Origin of the sequence: Vibrio sp. YYF0003, from assembly GCF_036350715.1 — a bacterium.
GTDB classification, from domain to species: domain Bacteria; phylum Pseudomonadota; class Gammaproteobacteria; order Enterobacterales; family Vibrionaceae; genus Vibrio; species Vibrio natriegens.
The window spans coordinates 134,805-154,099 of the sequence record NZ_JAZDWA010000001.1; the positions used below are offsets into that span (position 1 = coordinate 134,805).

The following is a 19,295-nucleotide window of genomic DNA, read 5'->3' on the forward strand; positions in this document are numbered from 1 at the left end:
ATTATCCCAACCAGTGCTTTGTTGATGCTCCGTTGTATCGACCCTAACTCGAAATTTACGTTTAATGTTAATTAATATTCATCGTTAAATCTGAAGAATAAATGTATTCGATTACACTCTATTATATTTAATTGTCTTGAATTTAAAGTGGATAGAATAATTAAATGTTCATATTATTTTAACTTAACAATGACACTCTGATCGGAATGTAACTAATTAAAATGCAATAATATTACCTTTTCCTTAATTAGCTATCTCTATGAATTTCATTAACTTAAAAGTCATATTTAAATGCTAATTTAATATTAAATATACGGTTAACCACTACAAGTAAGTCTCCGCGATATTAAACATTCAATCTATAAAACATGGATGAGATACAAGATGAAAAAAACACTGATTACATTATCGGTGGGTCTGGCACTTTCTAACGTTGCCAACGCCGAAGTTTTGATTACGGAATATGTTGAAGGCGGCAGCTATAATAAAGCAATAGAGCTGTACAACAATGGCTCGGAAAGTGTTCTGCTCTCTAATTACACGTTAGCACGCTATAAAGATGGCTCTGAAATCCCGACACAAATGTTGAATTTGACTGGTACTTTAGCGCCACAAGAGCTGTTGGTCGTACAAAACAGTCAGGCAGAGCTGTCACTATCGGCTGATGTCGCCACTATCATTTCTTCTGCTCTGGTACACAATGGTGGTGATGCAGTTGCGCTTCTTAATGATGGCAATGTAGTTGATATTGTTGGCGATGTGCCAACGACAAGTGGTTGGGGAAAAGACATCACCCTGCGCCGTATAGGACGTTCTGCGAGCACAGTGTTCGATGAGAGTGACTGGAGCAGCTACGCAAAAGATACCTTTGACGGTTTGGGAAGCTTGTCGGATGAAGGTGTAGATAACACCATTCCAGACGCGACAGCAACGACCATCATGGAAATACAGGGGGATGCCTGGAGTTCACCTCTGATTGAATCTGGTTATGAATCAGAAGGGTATTACGAAGTTACAGGTATCGTGACAGCGATTCAAACGTCTGCACTAGGTAATGACCTGCCAGTAGGATTCTTCCTGCAAGATCAACATGGGGACGGTAACGAGAATACCTCTGATGCAATTTTCATCAGAGGTGATATTAGTGGTATTGAGGTCGGCAATACCGTTACGGTGCAGGGTAAAGCTTACGAAAGCTATGGCTGGACTCAACTGATTGATACGCATGTTAATAATGTTGAGCCTACCCAAATCACGATAACTCCAACGCCACTACGTACTCTGGATACGGATGACAGTTTCGACTTCACTCTGGAACGTCATGAAGGCATGCTTGTTGAACTGGACGAAGCAGCAGATATGCATATCACGCGAACGTTCAGCTTTGATTACGACGCATACCGCTACAACATGATGGCATCGTATGAACGGGTTAATCTACATATGAACCAGCAAAATGTAGCGGGATCCGTCGAAGCCGCAGCTAAGGACAATGAAAATAAAGATCGCCGAATCTATATTGAGTCATTCCAAAAAGCGGCTAACGGTGTTGTGCCTTGGTACAGTGATTTTCTGACAGAAAGTGCGGTTCCAATGGAAGACGGTACAACAACCAGTGATGACTATATCCGCATCGACGACACTATTAACGGACTTCAGGGCGTATTGGGGTACTCATACAGTGATTTCCGTCTGTACGTTACCAATGAAGCAACGCAAGACACGTTTATTCACAATAATGACCGTACCTCTACACCGGCTCTCGTCGATGGGGACCTGCGCGTCGCGACTTTCAACGTACTTAACTACTTTAACTCACCATTTGGCGGGGCTGAAAACCCATATGGTGACAACCGTGGTGCGGAAACAGCCGATGAGTTTGAACGTCAGGGTGATAAAATTGCCAAAGCCATCGTCGCGATGGATGCAGATATCGTTGGTCTGATGGAGATTGAAAACAACGGTTTTGGCGAAGCGTCTGCTGTAGCGCATCTGGTTAATAAAATTAATCTTTTGATTGAAGATGAGTCTAACCAGTATTCGTACGTGTCCAGCGAAGATTACGACTATGTTGGTACCGATGCCATCACTAACCAGGTGATTTTTAAACCTGCTAAAGTCACACTTGATACATACCGACTGATTGAAATGCCGGAGCAACACGCGACCGAAGGTGAGGATACTGACAACTATCAAAGAGATGCCATTACTCCTACTTTCCGTATCAATGGCACTGACGAGACCATCACGGTATCTGTTAATCACTTCAAGTCAAAGGGCTCAACCTGCTGGGAAGATGTAAACCTGCAGAACAAGCAAGATGTTGATGGACAGGGATCATGTGAAAATTTCCGAGTTTCTGCCGCACAACACTTGGGTACTGAGTTAGCTAAAATTGATGGACACAAGTTGATCCTAGGTGACTTGAACTCTTACGCCAGCGAAGATCCGATTTTGTTGTTAACAGAGCTTCCGGAAGGTTACTCGGTGACACCAGCTCGTGATACGTTTATTGGTGATCAAAAAATGGATGGTGCTCAACCTGAAAGCCTCTCACAATCCTTTGGCTATAGAAATGTTATCAGAGAGTGGCATCCGAATTCATACAGCTATTCGTACGATGACACTCTAGGAACACTAGATTATATTTTGGCAGATGCAGAAACGGCAGAAAACAACGTCGTTGCAGCTATCGATTGGAATATCAACTCGCCTGAATCCACTTATGTTGATTACACAACAGAGTACTCAGGTGACTTGCCGAAATATTCTGATATTTACCGAGCGTCTGATCATGATCCAGCGATCGTTGTGCTTGCATTTGGCAATGATGATAAACATAAGCCTGGAAAGCACCCGAATCATCCTAACAAGCACAACAAACATAAAAATAAACACAACCAGTCCGACAACAAAAACAAGCCCAAGAAACCGTGGTTTCAAGGTGGTAACTAAGACATAAGTGTTTATTGAAGTGAAGGTTTTTAGGTTGATTTTATTTGTATGGATAGTTTTACCTTCCAGATAAGTAATGTCACTTAAATAACAGCCACTTAAGCCCGGCCAGGAAGTAAACAGTTTCCTATAGCCGGGCTTTTCTTATAACTGCCGATAAACTAAACCGAATGGTGGTGTGGTGCCAAATGGCGATCTCTTAGTCATCATTCATCCGACGTGTTATTAAATTCCTTACTCAACCAAGATTTCAACTTAAGAACATTTTCGTTGCGCAGCTTTTCTGGTTTGCAAACGAAGAAAAACTCCAAATGCGGATTTTTAACTGGAGACCCTATTTCTACCAACAAACCGTGCTTAATTTCATCACGGACGAATAATCGGTGTGTAACGAAAACACCCAGCTTTCGGATTGCGGCCTGAACGGCATGTATTGACGCGATAAAACTCAAATTATTTTGCTTCTTGGGAACGGGCAGAGAGTTACCCTGACACCAAACACTCCAGTCCTGCTTTCTACGCAGGTTTTCAGCATAAATCGCAGGATAGCGTTGCAATAATTCAGCAGCGGACGGGAAGTCTTGTGATGAATCCAACAGGTCAGGGCTGCACACCAGTAACAGCTCATCATCTCCGAGCTTTTCGCAATAGTAGTCTTCCCATTCATCGGACTTACCGTGAATGATTGCTACGTCCACACCTTCTTGGTTTAAATCAAAAGGACCGATTAGATTAGACAGGCGAATGTCCGCGTTCGGGGCGTATTGTTGGAAGTTATCGACTCTTGGTACCCACCAATGGATTGCCAGAGAGTTAATCATATTCAGTGTGATTCGATTTGATTGTGGCTGGTGAGTAACGGCTTCCGTCGCATCAATGATCGTTTTTAATGCCGGAGCAATATCATTGTAGTACTTCTGGCCAACGGAATTGAGCTGAACCTGCCTGCCGACTCGTTGAAACAATGGTTGCCCGATGAGTGACTCAAGGCTTTTTATCGCTTGGCTGATTGCAGAGTGGCTCACGCTAAGTACACCAGCGGCTTCAGTCATGCTGCCGGTTTCTGCGACCGCAACAAATGCGTAAAGAGATTTCAGAGGTGGTCGTTTATTCATTTGTAAGTTTATCTAACAGGTTTGTTTAAATATATTCGTTTTTTTCTCTGTTGTCATTGCACTAGTATGGGCTCGTCAATAGGGAGGATACTATCTTGTCGAAGAACCACGCTGTACCTTATATGCTAATTTCAACGTTCAGTTTGTCATTAACTGGACTTCTATTAAAAAAACTTACCGAAATGATGAGTATTGAGCTGCTTACGTTTCTCCGTTTTCTTATGCCAACCTTGTTGCTTTTTGCAATTGTAGTGGCTTCAAAGTTACCTATGCCGCCACGTAAAGTAGTAAAGCCTATTATTATTCGTGGGCTATGCATCGCTGCATGCCAGTTGTGCTTCATTGCCTCATTGAATACGTTATCCCTGGTCGAAAGCTCGGTACTTTTTGCAACAGGGCCGCTTTTTATTGCCGTTTTAGAAAAGCTGTTTTTTAAAGTAAAGATTAAAACAGAAACGAAATTCGGTTTAGCCGCGACTTTTATTGGCGTTTTAATGCTGGCTGGTGATGTGTCCGGAATTCAGTTTAGACCGGAGCTGCTAATTGGTTTAGCTTCGGGACTGTTCAGTGCAGGGTCACAGGTGAGTCTGTTTCGCGCTAGCAAAAGGGAGGTGACGCCCTCTGTTCTTAATAGCTGGACATTTCTTATCGCTGCATTGAGCGTGCTACCGTTATCCTTCATATCAGGTTTGCCAGAACCAGACATGCAGATATTGTTAGCACCGCAGGGGAATCTAATGGTGTGGATATGCCTTTTCGGGCTCTCGATATCCGTCGTAGGCAATCAAATTTTCCGCTCTAAAGCGTATAAGCTGGCCGAAAATAACTCTCAAGTTGCACCGTTGATCTTCACCAGTTTGTTGTTCACCGCGATATGGCAAGTGCTGTTTTTTGAAGAGAGCTTTTCTATCTATCAGGTGGTCGGAATTGCACTCATCATTATTGCTGCGTTGATGAATAGCTTTGCTTCCAAGTTATTCAAGCACTTGTTGCAAACCAGAGTTCGCCATGTTTAGTCGGTTCAGCATAAGACGTGGAGTGATGACGGATAATCATCTGTAACAAGCTAGCAGGTAGGATCAAAAGAAAGGGCTGGAGTACCAGCCCTTTTTGATCAAACTTTTGCGAGGATATCTCCAACCACTTTTTCCGGAGGCTGATTGATATCGATATAGATTGCCTCCTCCTCGGTGGGTTCGATCAGAGTATTAAACTGGCTTTCTAGCATCGCTGAACCTTGGAAATAGTGATCTTCTCTGGCCTTTAGACGAGCCCATATCGTGTCAAAATCACCTTTTAAATAGCAGAACGTGAGATCATTACAGCCTGCTCTTAATGTTTCTCTGTATTCTGGTTTTAAGGCAGAGCATGCCAGTACCAAGTTTTCCTGTTCCTGTATTAACGCATTTAAGGTTAACAGCCATTCTTTTCTGTCTTCATCGGTAAGAGGGATGCCATTCCTCATTTTTTCAACGTTCTCCGCTGGATGGTAATCATCACCATCGAAAAAAGGGATGTTCAGAGATTTTGCCAGCGAGTCACCGATAGAAGATTTACCGCACCCAGAAACACCCATAACGACATATTTTTTATTCATAGTATCAACTCATAATTAGGCTTAATGGGCAGATTTATCGCCACCATAATGCAAGCTCTGGGAAAACAATCACGAGAGCAAGAACACTAACTTGTAGTGCTATAAACGGAAGTAGTGCAGTGAATATTTCACCAAGGCTAATGTCTTTAGGCGCAACAGACTTAAGATAAAATGCTGCTGGACCAAAAGGTGGCGACAAGAACGCGACCTGCATGTTTAGACAGAACACCACACCAAACCAGATTGGGTCCATTCCAAGGCCTGTGATGATCGGGACGAAAATCGGCATAGTCAGTAGTGCAACGCCAACCCAGTCCAGGAACATACCCAGAACAAACAGAATCGCCATCATGATAAGCAAGGTAGACATCGCGTTTCCGCCACTTAGCGCGAGAATGGTTTCCTCAACAAAGTCGATACCGCCCATTAGGTTGTATACGCCAACCAAAGCTGAAGCGCCGATACCAATCCACATGATCATGCCGCAGGTACGCATGGTTGCGATAGAAGACTCTTTGATCATCTTCCAATTAAGTTCTTTACGGATAGCCGCGCTGATAGCAATACCAACCACACCCAGAGCAGAGGCTTCGGTAACTGATGCAATACCGGTGTAAATACTTCCTAGAACCGTCGCTACGGATAGCAAAGGGAAGAACAGCGCTTTGAAGTAACTTGGATGAGCTTCTGCATCTTTAGCCAGATCTTCTTCTGAAGGTAACGGAGCAAGGTCTGGATTCAGCTTACATCGAATCAGTACGTAAGCCATGTAGAACATTGCCAGAATAAACGCTGGTAAGAATGCCGCTTTGAATAGTTCGCCAATCGATACGGAAGCCGACAAACCATAGATAATCAGAACGATACTCGGTGGCAGCATGGTGCCTAGTGCACCGCCAGCACATGTGGTGCCGATTGCTAACTTACGGTCATAGCCCAGTCTTAGCATTTGTGGCAGAGCAAGAATACCAAGAAGTACCGTTTCACCGCCGATAACGCCCGACATAGATGCAAGGATCACCGCAACAAGCAAGGTTTGAACCGCAACCCCACCGCGAACTTTACGGCCAACACTTTTCATTGCATCGAACAAGTCTCGGGCAATTCCTGAGCGGTCGAGCAACGCAGCCATCAGTACAAACATTGGTACCGCAAGGAATACGTAACCGCTGACGAAGCTGAAAATACGGCTCGTAATAAGCGGTAGTGCATCGACGCCAAACCAGCCTAAGGTAAAGATCAGTGCGACAAGGCCTGTTACGAAAGCGAGTTGCATACCAGTCAACAATAGACCAATCATCAACACAAGCATCAGCAAGCTGCCGTACTCGATGCCAATTGATGACAAGTTCGATGTGAAGGTTTGCACACCAACCCATCCTAAAGCAGCCGCTAAGGTCAGAAGGCCGATGACAAGGAACACTGGTTTGTAGCTCCCAACAGAAGGTTTTGTAGAAGATAAGTTATTCATCGCCTTCGTCCCTTAGTTGTTGAATTTCTTTAATCAAATGCAAAATGAATTGAATAAACATCAGGCAAACGGTAAATAAAATGATGCCTTTAAGCAGGGCTGGGAATGGTGGATTCCAAGCGGAGCCCGAGGTTTCTAATCTCAATCCACCCCAAGGAGCAAACCAAGAGTTAGCCACAGTTTGCCACGCTGCATAAATCAATAACCCGCTAAACAGTAACCCTGCAAGATGGTGAAAGACATTCAGGTAACGTTTTGTCTTTTGTGATACCGCATCGTAAACGAGAACGACTCTTACATGTTTGTCGGTTGCGAGAGCGTAGGCCCCGCCGATCACAAACAGTGCTCCACCAATAAAGGAGGCGGTTTCGTGCACCCACATGGTTGGTGAGTTAAACAAATAGCGGCTTGCTACTTCGTAAAATGAAATGATGACGGTGGCAACAAACAATAAACTAAACAGCTCACTGATTTTGGTTATTGCTTTGTCGAGAATATTCTGGGGCATTTCAGCCGCTAGATTTGTGTCTGATTCTTTCATATGTCTAATTCCAAATGAAATAGGGAGGAGTAAACCTCCCTTTTTTTAACAACTTATAGAAGACCCGAGTCTTTTAGGTAAGTCGTAATAGAATCGTAAACTTTTTTCGCATTAGGAGAGAGTTCAGCATATTTTTCCCACTCGCCCATCGCTATCAGACGGAACTTCTTACGCTCTTCTTCCGACCAGTCGTGGATGGTAATGTTAGGGTTCGCTTCCGCTTCTTTAACGGCTTTCTGGTCTGCAATACGCAGTTGAGTCGTAATATCTTCAGCAAAGTCACGAACCGATACCGTCATGATCTCTTGAAGATCGGCTGGTAGTTTGTCCCACTTTTTCTGACTCATTGAGATATCAATCGTTGGCAGTGAGTGGAAGCCCGGTTGAACTGGGTGAGTTGCGATATCGTTCATGCCTGCTTGATGGTTAGTAGAGAAAACGGTGTAGTCAGCAGCATCAATAACGCCTTTACTCAAACCAGTAAAGACTTCTGAACCTGGTAGGTTTACTGGGGTCGCACCTGCAGCCGCAAATACTTGTTGAACCAGACCCTCCGGAGCACGAAGCTTAAGACCTTTTAGATCATCAACGCCATTTAGTGGCACTTTAGATACAAACGACTCTACGCCTGTTGTTGAACCGCCAATGTATTTCACGCCGTACGGTGCGTAGAGCTCAGTCATTAACTCATAACCACCACCGTAGTTGATGTATTGAAGTAATTGGCGAGTGTCTGACCATGCACCAACCATATTACCGATCAGACCAAACGCTGGATCTTGGCCAGTAAAGTAACCTGTTGCGGTAATGTGACCATCGATAACGCCCATTTTGATCGCGCCTAAGGTTTCTGTGTGTTTAACCACGGCACCAACAGGCAGTAGGTCGATTTCAATACGACCACCAGACATTTGCTCTACGCGTTCCGTCCACTCTTTTTGAACCTGAAAGTTCTTGTCACCAGATGGATCACTGGATTGAAACTTAAAGTTAAAGTCAGCAGCGAATGCTGAAGTGGATAGCAACGCTAGTGAGATAGCTGAGGTTAGGGATTTTTGTATGATGTTCATTCATTCGTCCTTTAATTTATTATCGGATCTACTTGTATTCCTACTACGCCCGAATGTTACCGGGAACATTTCGTAAGTTACCGGTAACATCGGTTGAAATCTACGAGTTTGATCACGTTCCGTAACATCTTTAATTAGTTTCTAACATGAATGAGATGTCTGTTTATGAATGAGGGTTTATATATTTTCGATGGAATTCTTCGAGCTGAGATAGACTTTGCTATTTGTTTCAGTTATATCTCGTAATTCTGTTCGATGTCATTTGGTAAAAGGGTTGTTCGTCATGTTGGAGATGTTTGGCGTAATTAATATATGGACGTATTTGGTCGGTCTGACCATGATCATTCTTGCTCCGGGTCCAAACTCTCTCTATGTGTTGAAATCGAGCTCATCGCTGGGTGTTAAGGCGGGTTATAAAGCAGCTTCTGGTGTGCTTATTGGTGACGCGGTTTTAATTTTGCTCTCTTACCTAGGTGTTGCGTCGTTAATTCAAACTTCTCCCGTCCTGTTCACGATTATTCGCTACTTGGGTGCCGCGTACTTGCTGTATTTAGGGGTGAAAATCATTCATCAGTTAATGAGTAAAAGTGATGATGGTGAATCAGACGTCGCTCGCCCTAAGAAACGCGAAAATGTGTTTGCTAAGTCGCTGACGTTAAGTCTGACCAATCCAAAAGCAATCCTGTTTTACGTCTCTTTCTTTATCCAGTTTATCGATTATACGTACGAACACACGTGGATTTCATACTTGATCCTGGCGTTTATCTTAGAAGTTTTTAGCATCATTTATTTGAGTACGCTGATCTTTCTGGGTTCATCATTAACTCAATTATTCAAAGATAATAAAGTGTTAGCAAAGTTAGGCAACGGGTTACTAGGCATGTTCTTTATGGGCTTTGCAGCAAGGCTAGCAAGCTTAAGTTAATGCGGCCCAAGGCTGGTGGACTTTGTACAAGATTTTCTGAAGGTGAAACCTTTATCCTCTGAGACCGTTTCTGTATCAACATTGTAGCGTCTACTAAGAAACTTAATTGATATTCAATTGATCCGTATCAAAATGCTTGCGTATATTAGCGGTTGCTTATGAATTCTACTCTACAGTTAATTTGGTGGTGTTAAAAACTTAATTAAGTCAGACAGTCTTTTTTCTCTTAAGCAATGTATTGCGATGGGAGCGTATCCATACGCTAAGGAGCAGATGATGAAAGACTACACACCAATTAAAAGCATAAGCATGAATGTACTTATGTTTGTGAGTATGGCGCTCGCGCTACTATTATTCTTGTCGCTTCCTTTCGCTCTGTCCGCTGATGATAGCTCAGATCGTCCTTCTTGGGCTGGGAATCAAGGTAGAGATGGAAAGCCAGGCAGAGGTAATAATGATCCGGGCGTGAGTAAAGGCGACCTTTATGGTGACTTGCTTATTATTGTCCGCAATGACAATGGTGAGCCAGTGAAATATACCTGGGACTGGGATGAATTGGACGCAACGTTATACATACCGCAACAAGATGATAATGGTTGCTTCCAGCCAATCGCAAATGAACAGGCTACCGATGTACTCACCGGGGAGCCGCTACCTTTACTTCCTGAAGAGTTTCAAACAGAAGATGGATTAACACTGATTCCACTTAACAGTGACTGTGAAATTGTCGAAAGCTTAGTGGGTTATGAGGACTACGTTTTTGCAAGTTACGCTGAAGAAGTGGACTTTGGTCGCTTGAGTGTTGCGAGATCACCGGTTGATGTGATCGACTCATCCTACAATGAAGCGATGTCTAATATTAACAATGCGATTAGTGTGAGAACCGACCCGGCTGGACGAATTGAGGTGGAGGTTACGGAGGATGTATTCAAAACCATCGATTCGCCACTGGAAAACTTGGCACTCTATAAAGCACTGATGTTAAATGGTCATCTTCCTGGTCTTACTTTGTCAGATGAGCAGTTAGGTGGTCTTAGACATTTGGCCGGTGACGGTGTTGAAACATTGAGTTCGGAAGACTTGGATACGGCCGCAGCGCTTTTAGCAGGGGCTGGAGATAAGTTTGGATCTATCACTCTCGATCTAGTTATTAATATCAACACCACTCTAGGTATTAATGACAACGGGTATTTCAATTTTATGGGGTATAGCTATTACCGTGATGTTATGTTCTCCGGAATTGAAGTGGGGCTAGTTCTTCCAGGCGTAGAGCCGGATATTAATGCCCCAGTGGTGATTTCAACTTTGTCATATCAGGTGGTTCCTCTTCTTGATATAGCAGGAAACCCTCAGGTCTTTACGGTTGACCAAGTGGATACAGATTATGCGCGAGGCTTTACACAAGCGGCCGATGATTCGTTAAGAGTGATCAACTATATCCATAATTGGGCGCTTCCTGATTTACCTGAAGGCCTTGTATGGGAGTAGAGAATCGCTGGTATTTGTCGCTTCAATAACAGTGAAGTGGGGGAGATTCTAGCTCCTCCACTTTTTTGCTATTCCAACAACCCGAACAACCGAATTGGTTTTATGTTTGTCAGCACTATGCGGTAATGAGTTACCCAGATATTAACGTTTAGAACGGCCTCGAGACGAGCGCTCTTTATGTGCTGAAGCGGCTTTAGCTTGTGATTTCAAGATTGACTCAACCGTAAGTTCCATTGGCTCTTTAGGTTTAAGTCCGTTTGGAAACGTACGGGCGCGTGGAGGCAGTTCGAACTCTTCACTCGATGCTCTCGGCATGCGCTTAAATCGGTACAAATAAAAATTCTCTAACTTCTCTCTTGCCCAATCTGTCTTCTTTAAATACTTCACGCTACTTGCGACTGAGGGGTTGGTATGAAAACAATTAAATCGCATTGCTGCATCTAAGATATCCCATCCATAAAAATCCGCTAGTTCTGCGATCATCGTCTCTAGTTTAAGACCATGGAGAGGGTTGTTTTTTTGAAGTTCAATTCTTTCTTCATCAGTCATGATCTGTACCTCAGGGGCTCGTGTTTAAATATAGGCATAATACCAATTCCCACAATAATCTGACCATTTACTCATCAAGATTGGGATTTTGTATGGGTATGACATGTAATAGCTTAAAAGCGTGAAAGATGCTCGCTATAAGGCAAAATCAATAGAAGAAAGGGAATCAGATAAAGAGAATTGAGGAGTTTAAAAGGGGGAGGTATTTATAATAATCAGAGATAAGTGACGCAAGCCGTAGTTTCCTACAGCCTGCGCCTACTTAAAATCTTATGCTACTTCAACGTTAGCAGCTTGAAGACCTTTTTGGCCTTGCTCTACTTCGAAAGTCACTTTTTGACCTTCAGCAAGAGTTTTGAAACCGTCAGAAACGATTGCACGGAAGTGAACGAATACGTCTGCGCCGCCGTTGTCTTGAGTTAGGAAACCAAAACCTTTAGTTTCGTTGAACCATTTTACAGAACCAGTTGTTTTATTAGACATGATATGTCCCTTATATAAATTGAAAAAATTAATTATTTGAATGCGCTAGTAGCTTGAATTATTTAATGTATCTTTGAAGCTAAGGGAAACACTGAGGATAACAACTTGGTTTTCTAAGGGTTTTACTTTTACTACGTGATGTCTCATTTAATAACTCTGAACAACAGAGCGGCGCCATTATTGTCTTTTAGTGATCACATGTAAAGGATTATTTGTATTTATTTTTTTGGGATCTACACGTCTCTGAATGTTAAAAGCCGCGAACTTACACGTTCGGCAATGGTAGCTCAATATTTAAACGATATTGAGTGAGATTACGACACAGTATCGAAGCATTCACTGTAGCTTGAGCAGGTTTCACAACTTGGCGAGCGACATACATAGTCGCCGCCGTTTTCACATAACTGACGGTATAAAAACCGTTTCCAGCGCATGTTGTTAACATTTTTAGCAGATAAGTTGGGGAAATAGTCAGAAAATAATTGTGTCAGTAGAGCCCGTTCGGGTAGTCCTAAGTCATGCCAGAGGTGTTGGCTTCCCATACAGCCACTTGATATAACGATGGCCATTTCCTCTGCAAATGGGCGTGAGTTATCCAAGTTCTGAGATAACAATTGACGCAGCTGATCGTATTCTTCGGTTCGTAATGCCATTAATTCGCTACGTAACCTGGCTTGTTTGGTTTCGAGATTGGCTAAACTTACCTCAAGGTCAAAAAATTCAATAAGTTGAATAAAGTGGCTTTTCTTCAATCCGAGGTAAAGTGGCAGCGAAGATCGCCCACTCAGATAAGAGTGGACGATTGGTCGCCAGTACTGTTTGCATTTTTCAGCGTTCACTATACTTAGCTCCTATCATGTTGCGGGCTCAAGCTGCCTAAAGGGTTTAGGGGGCGACTGGTGTGGTCAACAATCGCCTCTTCGATAGGGCAAATACTGGCGCATTGTGGCTCGTGCCAAAAAGAAGAGCACTCATTACACCGCTTAGTATGAATCGCAAATGGTTTGTCTGCTCTGTCGCTTTTATATATCGCCTGATTAGGACACACGGTCATACAGGCATGACAGCCGACACATTTATTGTTGATTGAAAAGCTCATGTTTTGTCTCCGCTTGCTGAGTTTCACGACAGTATTGTTTGGCGATTGCTTCTAAGCTGCTGCTTACTGGTTGGAAGGCGAAGTCAACATTGGGAATCACTCCACGTTTCTCTAATTCACGCCACGGTGAGATTCCGATTCTCGCGCTGAGAACCACTTGGCAATCTGCGATTGTGTCGAACAAGGCTTCTTTTTCAGACTCTTCACCACATTCACTTTGGCCTGTGCAGTATTGAGCAACGTTACGTGATTCCTCAAAAAGGAATTGCTGTGATTGTTGGTCATATTGGTAGATCTCAAAGCGTTTGGCATGGCCAAAATGCAATCCGATGTGGGCCTCTCCATGGCTGGCAACCGCGACTTTATATACCGATGGTTTAGAAGACGAGCCACATGTTGAGGCCTTGTCATCACTAAGCATTCCAACAGCGTCTGCTCGGCACTGTTTACAATGGGTCATTTGCGGCATGTGCACACCGCATTCTTCGCGGACGCGTTGCAGTTCATCTTCGGTTGGCCCCCGCTGACCACTCAACCCAAAATAGGTACCATGACTTGGATCGGAAATCAGGGGCATGATGTTATGTAACGTCGCGCCCAGAGATTTCACTTTCTCTGATACTTGAGCAATGTGATGGTCGTTGATGCCTGGGATAAGTACCGTGTTCACTTTCACCAGCATGCCAGCCTTTGCTGCTAACTCTAATCCGAGCAATTGACGCTCGATAAGTGTTTGTGCCGCGACTTTGCCCTTAAGTCTTTTTCGGTTGTAAAAAATCCAAGGGTAGATTTTTTCTCCGATATCAGCATCAATACAATTAATCGTAATGGTGAGGTGATTAACGCCCAATACCGCCAGCGTCATAACATGTTCAGCAAGCGCAAGTCCGTTGGTTGAGATACAAAGCTGTACGTTTGGGTCGGCTTTATGAATATCGCGAAGCGTTTTAAATGTGGCTTGCGGGTTTGCGAGAGCATCACCAGGGCCTGCGATTCCAACTACCGTCAAGTTAGGCGCTCGCTTTTTAATGGTTGAAAACTGTTTGAGCGCCGCAGCACTATCCATAACGTGTGACACGACTCCCGGGCGAGACTCATTACTGCAGTCATATTTCCGGTTACAGTAGTTGCACTGTATATTGCATGCTGGTGCTACAGGTAAATGCATACGCGCGTATTGATGAGCCTGTTTTGAATAGCACGGATGTTTTGCAATTTTATCCTGCGTTTTTTTATTGAAAAAGTGATGAAGATTATCTTGTGCACAATCGTCACTTTTTACACTTGATGAAGGACTTTCCATGTCTGCCCCTTATGATTAAATGCCTTTAATAAGCTTCATTGCAATCATTGTTCCTTAACTAAAGTATTGTTTTACATAAGCTAAGGGTTCTAACTAGTAACAATTGTCCGTTTGCCGACAATATCTGGCTTTCAAAAATTGTCAGATTTGTTTCATCTCGATATTTAATATTTGAATTCGGTAAGCAATTTGACGCGGCGTCATATTGAGCAGCCTTGCTGCTTTGGCTTTTACCCAACCAGATCGCTCAAGCGCGTCGATTACCAGTTCTCTCTCGTCAGCCGGTTTGCTTTTCTCCCGATGTATAAGCTGACTTTCTGTTGCGCGAAGTGGTGCAGCGGCAGAAAGTGGGGGTGTGTAAGCGGATTGGACCGGCGGTGAAAAGCTCGGTTCAGACTGGTTGATTTTGATTAAACTGGCATCAATGACACCGGACTCGCACAATACCGAAGCGCGTTCTAAGGTATTTTCTAGTTCACGCACGTTACCCGGCCAACTGTGATTCATCATCACACGTATCGCATCATCACTGATGGTGAGGTTACGGCCTTGTTGCTTACTGAGCTTTTTGCGCATGAACTCGGCCAGCTCTGGAATGTCTTGAATGCGATCGCGAAGAGGAGGTAGGTGCATTGGCATAACATTGAGGCGGTAATAAAGGTCTTCACGGAAGTTACCTTGCGTCACTTCCTCTTCCAGGTGACGGTTAGTCGCGGCGATAATACGCACGTTTACCGAAATAGTTGTTGTTCCCCCGACTCGTTCAAACTCTTTCTCCTGCAATACTCGTAACAACTTTGCTTGAAACGCTGCACTGGTTTCGCCAATTTCATCCAGGAAAATAGTGCCATTGTGTGCCATTTCAAATCGCCCTTTACGCTGCTTGACCGCACCTGTAAATGCGCCTTTTTCGTGGCCGAACAGTTCAGATTCGAGCAAGTTATCAGGCAGTGCTGCGCAGTTGAGTTTGATGAACGGACGATCAGCACGAGGAGAGTTATAGTGAATCGCGTTGGCTATAAGCTCTTTACCCGTCCCCGATTCACCGCGAACCAACACCGTTGAATCCCAGCGAGACACCAGACGAATTTGATCGAAAATTTGTCTCATGGTCTTGGTGTGTCCCACTAAGTTGTGAAAACTGTAGTTGTTGCGAACTTTACGGCGTAATCCGTCACGCTCATCAACAAGTTCTTTTTCGGTTCGCTCAACGTTCTGAGACAGTTGAATATTCTTGGCGATTAAGTTGCCAATCATATCGAGGAATTTCGACAACAACGTAAGGTGCTCGTCGCTGACATTAGGTGGTTGGGCTGAAAGTGCGCCAAGAACTTTACTATTACTGTCTTTGATTGGGACACAGATGAAAGGCTTGTCATAGTCATAAAGTGCCAATTTGTCCGCAAAACGCATATCGCTACCGAGATTGCGAATTACCATAGAGCTCCCTTGGCTGAGGACCTCTCCAACAATACCTTCACCGGTCTTATAGTAAACGTTCTTTTGGTCTCGGCTACTATCGCTAAGTGGGCTATGTACAGACTTAACCAATAAAATGTTCTTTTGGTGGTCAAGAATGGTGAGCATGCCACACTGTAAACGACACTCATCGTGCAGAATTTTAAGTATTTTGTCGCATGACTCAACGTAATTTAAGCTAGCGTTTAGAACACTAGATATTCGATACATTGCCGCCAATAACTGACGCTCTAAATCTAAAAGAGAATGATCTTCTATCATAATGACTTACCGCTATTGATTGGAAATGTTAAGCAGACTTTGGCGCCGTTTAGCCGGCGGCTGTCTGAGATCGTTACGGTGGCTGAATGTTCATTGAGCACCTGTTGCACGATAGAAAGCCCAATGCCTCGACAGCCAGACTGGTGCTTTGGTTTGGTGCTATAAAATGGTTGGAATACGGTCAGACGAAGATCTTCTTTCACCCCTAAGCCATTGTCTTCGATATCAACCACTATCTCTCCGTTTTTCTCATAAGATTGAATGAACAGCGTCCGATCTGACGGCTTAGCATATTTGATAGCATCTAACGCGTTATCGATGAGCTGTTTTATGGCAAGAATAAGTCGATGAGGCGTGCCATTGATTGAGGAAAGCTTTGGCGATAGATCAAGTTCTAAGTTGATCGATAGCCTCATCAATTCATCATTACTGATGCTGCATGAGTCACGAATCACTTCATTGAGATTCACTGGTTGCCGCGCTTCTCTTTCTCGTTCTGGGATGGCGAGCATGATTTCTTGCATGGCTGCATTTGCATTCGCCATTGCGTCATCCATCGCGATTAAACCGGGGCAGGAGGCATTAGTACGTTTGAGAATATTTACAGCAGAATCAATGACATTGAACGGTCCCTGTAATTGATGCAGTGTTCCCATTAATGCTTCTTGCATGGCGTGGACGTATTTATTGTCCCTCGCCATAAGCTTGGTAGCATTAATACGTCGTTCCTCGACCAAGAGCTTCTCTTTGGTACGCTCAGTGATAGAGATAACGCTATAGTCATCATCACTGTCTGGAAGAAAATAATGTTCAATGTTGATGGTTGAAACCGGAATTTTCGCCAATGTAAATTCAAACCATCGTTCGCATGTGCCGTCTTCATTTCGAACAGAGATATTTTGCGTACGGTTTTTATGTTCGCCGATGAACTCAACCACACTAGTCTGTTGATAGTCTCTCTGAATGCTTTGCAGCAATAAGTCTATAGGGCTGTGGTGAATACTGTTTTGTATTCGTTGATACTTTTTGTTGCTGACTAGCAGCTTGTTGGAGGCATCAACCAGTGCAATGGCTGTCGAAGAACCATTCAACACCGCTTGAAAGAGTGTGAACTGATTTTTTTGCTCAGTGATACGTTGGTGTCGCTCTGTAATATCGCGATGGATGGCATAATATCGTGTCTCGCCACTTTTCTCTTTTAGCCGAGAAATCGAAATTTCGGCAATATACGGCTCACCATTTTTCTTTCTGTTGACCAACTGACCTTGCCAATGGTCACCGTTGGTAATGGCTAGCCACATATTTTGATATACGCGTTGAGGTGTTGCCTTATACGAAAGCAGTGACGAGTTTTTACCAATCAGTTCGCGTGAACTATAGCCAGTGATCTGATTAAAGGTCTTATTGACGAAAAGTATGTTGCCATATTTGTCGGTAATGCTGATGGCGACAGGAGCATGCGCAACGATCTGCTCGAACGCTTGCATGTCAAACACCGTTGAATTGCTATCGGGTAGCAGGCTATCAAGTTGTTCCATACGTCTTTCCTTATACGTTTGGCGATATAAGACCGTCGATGCATTTCCTATTCCAAACACTCAAGCCAGGTATGACGGGCCCGCTTAAATGAAGGTTTGTTTGATTTCGGACAATTATTCATGCGAACAAGCGAACTTTGTTGGGTTTGTGACACAGCTATTTTGGTAAAGAAAAGCGCTTAGCCTGCGCGCTAGCACTGTATTGACGGGGTTGTTTGATTCATTCCAGTGCAAAAACGCTCCGTGGCATACGCTATGCACCACCTTCGAGAAAGGAAGCTAGTGGAGTGCTGTTATGTCCGAAGGATTGATCATTTTTCTGAGTGCGACATTCGTAAACAATGTCGTTTTAGCCAAATTTCTGGGCTTGTGTCCGTTCATGGGAGTGTCGAGCAAAATTACCAGTGCGGTGGGAATGGGGATCGCGACGATTTTCGTGCTTACCTTAGCGACGGTATCAAGCTGGATTATTGAGTTTGCGATTTTGAAGCCGTTGCATCTGGAGTTTATGAGGATCATATCCTTCATTTTGGTCATCGCTGCGGTCGTTCAGTTTACTGAATTATACGTTAAAAAATCATTTCCCGAGTTGTACCAGTCTCTGGGCGTATTTCTACCGCTCATCACCACCAACTGTGCCGTTTTTGGGGTCGCATTGCTGGCTGTTCAAGACAATTTGTCATTTCTCAACACCCTGATGTTCAGCTTTGGTTCTGCTCTGGGCTTCTTTTTCGTCATCACTATTTTTGCTGGTTTACGTAGCCAACTTATGTTGAGTCAGGTTCCGGCAGCATTTAAAGGCTCTCCGATAGCATTCATCACGGCGGGATTTTTGTCGATGGCCTTCATGGGCTTTTCGGGAATGGCATAGAGGAGACTAAGTCATGTTACTTACGACGCTTATATTTTTTGTCACGCTCGGAGCATTGCTTGGGCTTGCGCTTGGGTACGCTGCAAAAATGTTCCATGTGGAAGGCGACCCGAGGATAGACAAAGTTGAAGCATTACTGCCGGGTGGCCAATGCGGTCAGTGTGGAGAGGCTGGTTGCCGCCAGGCCGCCGAAAAAATGGTCACTGGTGAACTAAGCCCGGCTTGTTGTCCACCTGGCGGAGCGCTACTTGCTCAAAACGTTGCACAGTTGCTCGGTGTTTCTATTGATACAAGTGATCAAGAGACTGAGCTGGTGGCAAGAGTTGATGAAACGCAGTGTAACGGGTGCAACCGCTGCTACAAAGCCTGTCCTTTTGATGCAATTGTCGGTGCGCCGAAACAGTTACACACGGTACTAAAAGACGTGTGTACCGGTTGTCAGTTATGTGAAAAAGCCTGTACACGAGGTTGCTTGACCATGTCCGAAGTGACGCCGTCGGTGTCTACATGGTATTGGCCAAAGCCTTCATTGTCGGTTTAGGAGTGAATC

18 protein-coding genes are annotated in these 19,295 nt (G+C 44.0%); 6 read left to right on the forward strand and 12 right to left on the reverse strand.

Annotated features, from left to right (window positions below):
• Positions 1-384: 384 nt before the first annotated feature.
• Positions 385-2,955, forward strand: coding sequence for an ExeM/NucH family extracellular endonuclease (locus tag V1U08_RS00610; protein WP_330469636.1), 2,571 nt, complete (start codon positions 385-387; stop codon positions 2,953-2,955).
• A gap of 206 nt (positions 2,956-3,161) precedes the next feature.
• Here the strand turns inward: V1U08_RS00610 and V1U08_RS00615 are convergent, their stop codons facing one another.
• Positions 3,162-4,070: a LysR substrate-binding domain-containing protein gene (locus tag V1U08_RS00615; protein WP_330469637.1), complete on the reverse strand. Its 909-nt coding sequence runs from the start codon at positions 4,068-4,070 to the stop codon at positions 3,162-3,164.
• A gap of 95 nt (positions 4,071-4,165) precedes the next feature.
• On the opposite strand from V1U08_RS00615, the gene V1U08_RS00620 reads away from it, so the two are divergent.
• Positions 4,166-5,086: a DMT family transporter gene (locus tag V1U08_RS00620; RefSeq protein ID WP_330469638.1), complete on the forward strand. Its 921-nt coding sequence runs from the start codon at positions 4,166-4,168 to the stop codon at positions 5,084-5,086.
• Positions 5,087-5,184: 98 nt separating this feature from the next.
• Here V1U08_RS00620 and V1U08_RS00625 read toward each other — a convergent pair whose 3' ends face one another.
• From V1U08_RS00625 to V1U08_RS00640, 4 genes are all read right to left on the reverse strand, one after another.
• Positions 5,185-5,667 carry a gluconokinase gene (locus V1U08_RS00625; RefSeq protein WP_330469639.1) on the reverse strand — a complete coding sequence of 161 codons (483 nt, stop codon included), beginning with the start codon at positions 5,665-5,667 and terminating at the stop codon, positions 5,185-5,187.
• A gap of 34 nt (positions 5,668-5,701) precedes the next feature.
• Complete coding sequence (locus V1U08_RS00630) at positions 5,702-6,979, reverse strand: TRAP transporter large permease (RefSeq protein WP_049794701.1); 1,278 nt, start codon at positions 6,977-6,979, stop codon at positions 5,702-5,704.
• A 151-nt stretch (positions 6,980-7,130) separates the two neighbouring features.
• Positions 7,131-7,679: a TRAP transporter small permease subunit gene (locus V1U08_RS00635; protein WP_014234027.1), complete on the reverse strand. Its 549-nt coding sequence runs from the start codon at positions 7,677-7,679 to the stop codon at positions 7,131-7,133.
• A gap of 53 nt (positions 7,680-7,732) precedes the next feature.
• Positions 7,733-8,749 carry a TRAP transporter substrate-binding protein gene (locus V1U08_RS00640; protein WP_014234028.1) on the reverse strand — a complete coding sequence of 339 codons (1,017 nt, stop codon included), beginning with the start codon at positions 8,747-8,749 and terminating at the stop codon, positions 7,733-7,735.
• Positions 8,750-9,032: 283 nt separating this feature from the next.
• On the opposite strand from V1U08_RS00640, the gene leuE reads away from it, so the two are divergent.
• Positions 9,033-9,674: a leucine efflux protein LeuE gene (leuE, locus tag V1U08_RS00645; protein ID WP_014234029.1), complete on the forward strand. Its 642-nt coding sequence runs from the start codon at positions 9,033-9,035 to the stop codon at positions 9,672-9,674.
• Between the two features lie 243 nt (positions 9,675-9,917).
• Positions 9,918-11,162, forward strand: a complete 1,245-nt coding sequence (locus V1U08_RS00650; protein ID WP_330469640.1) for a hypothetical protein — start codon at positions 9,918-9,920, stop codon at positions 11,160-11,162.
• Between the two features lie 141 nt (positions 11,163-11,303).
• On the opposite strand, the gene V1U08_RS00655 is transcribed toward V1U08_RS00650, so the two are convergent.
• The 7 genes from V1U08_RS00655 to nifL all read right to left on the reverse strand — a co-directional run bounded on the left by V1U08_RS00655 (position 11,304) and on the right by nifL (position 17,874).
• Positions 11,304-11,711: a VF530 family DNA-binding protein gene (locus V1U08_RS00655; protein WP_014234031.1), complete on the reverse strand. Its 408-nt coding sequence runs from the start codon at positions 11,709-11,711 to the stop codon at positions 11,304-11,306.
• A 270-nt stretch (positions 11,712-11,981) separates the two neighbouring features.
• Complete coding sequence (cspE, locus tag V1U08_RS00660) at positions 11,982-12,194, reverse strand: transcription antiterminator/RNA stability regulator CspE (RefSeq protein WP_014234032.1); 213 nt, start codon at positions 12,192-12,194, stop codon at positions 11,982-11,984.
• Positions 12,195-12,508: 314 nt separating this feature from the next.
• Complete coding sequence (locus tag V1U08_RS00665; protein WP_329353100.1) at positions 12,509-13,033, reverse strand: nitrogen fixation protein NifQ; 525 nt, start codon at positions 13,031-13,033, stop codon at positions 12,509-12,511.
• Between the two features lie 5 nt (positions 13,034-13,038).
• Positions 13,039-13,293, reverse strand: a complete 255-nt coding sequence (locus tag V1U08_RS22895) for a 4Fe-4S dicluster domain-containing protein (protein WP_443089726.1) — start codon at positions 13,291-13,293, stop codon at positions 13,039-13,041.
• Positions 13,271-14,596 (reverse strand): nitrogenase cofactor biosynthesis protein NifB, encoded by a 1,326-nt coding sequence (gene nifB / locus V1U08_RS00670; RefSeq protein ID WP_330469641.1) that lies wholly within the window; start codon positions 14,594-14,596, stop codon positions 13,271-13,273. Before nifB ends, V1U08_RS22895 begins: the two co-directional genes overlap by 23 nt.
• 141 nt (positions 14,597-14,737) lie before the next feature.
• A complete protein-coding gene (nifA, locus tag V1U08_RS00675) occupies positions 14,738-16,336 on the reverse strand; it encodes a nif-specific transcriptional activator NifA (protein WP_118120250.1) in 1,599 nt (532 codons plus the stop codon).
• A complete protein-coding gene (gene nifL, locus V1U08_RS00680; RefSeq protein WP_239947103.1) occupies positions 16,333-17,874 on the reverse strand; it encodes a nitrogen fixation negative regulator NifL in 1,542 nt (513 codons plus the stop codon). Before nifL ends, nifA begins: the two co-directional genes overlap by 4 nt.
• A 295-nt stretch (positions 17,875-18,169) precedes the next feature.
• Between nifL and rsxA the strand changes: the two genes are divergently transcribed.
• Positions 18,170-18,745 carry an electron transport complex subunit RsxA gene (gene rsxA, locus V1U08_RS00685; protein ID WP_014234038.1) on the forward strand — a complete coding sequence of 192 codons (576 nt, stop codon included), beginning with the start codon at positions 18,170-18,172 and terminating at the stop codon, positions 18,743-18,745.
• A 13-nt stretch (positions 18,746-18,758) separates the two neighbouring features.
• Positions 18,759-19,286 carry an RnfABCDGE type electron transport complex subunit B gene (locus V1U08_RS00690; protein WP_330469642.1) on the forward strand — a complete coding sequence of 176 codons (528 nt, stop codon included), beginning with the start codon at positions 18,759-18,761 and terminating at the stop codon, positions 19,284-19,286.
• Positions 19,287-19,295: the final 9 nt, after the last annotated feature.